We start from the raw sequence: 573 nt of genomic DNA on the forward strand, positions 1-573 counted from the left end.
AAGCCGGCATCGGTAATAATCGTGACAGCTTTTCCTGCCGGAACAGCAGCACGCAGGCGGTCCAGGAAAGCGCACTGTATCTGGCTGTTCTGGGCGAGTTCGGCCGGAACGACTTCACTCATCAGTGGAAGTGAACGGCCGTTACAGACCAGACTGGCGCGCAGCAGATGCCAGTTTTTATCAGGCCACCCGGTCCAGTCGACAGCAATAACGCAGAACGGCATCAGGGAGGTAATGGCGCGGGTAAGTTGTTGCTGGATAAGGGGAAGGTCGCGATGAAGGGCGGTGTTGCCGAGGGCGCGGTCAACCCGCTTAATTTTATTTTTGACGTGAGCGGCCCCGGGAAGAGAGCGACCGAGGCTGGTCAGGGTAAGTTCAGCGCCGTTGCAGAGAGCGACGGCCATGGAGGTGAGAATATTAATGCGGAAGGAATGAATCCCACGTAAAGACGAGGAAAAGAATTTCTGGCACACTGTCTGTAAAGGCACGATGAGGTCTCTTCTGATTTGTTAGCGCAACCAGTAGATCACACTTCATCGTGCCTTTCACTTTTTCTGGGGATTCCTCAGCCCC

General features: G+C 54.8%; 1 pseudogene. It reads right to left on the reverse strand.

The annotated features are described in order from the left end of the window. Positions 1-404, reverse strand: a pseudogene (locus ACSZO4_RS25790) (IS4 family transposase); the annotation flags it as partial. Positions 405-573 lie beyond the last annotated feature (169 nt).

The sequence above is a fragment of the Phytobacter sp. V91 genome (assembly GCF_965644225.1).
GTDB lineage: Bacteria > Pseudomonadota > Gammaproteobacteria > Enterobacterales > Enterobacteriaceae > CBFFRJ01.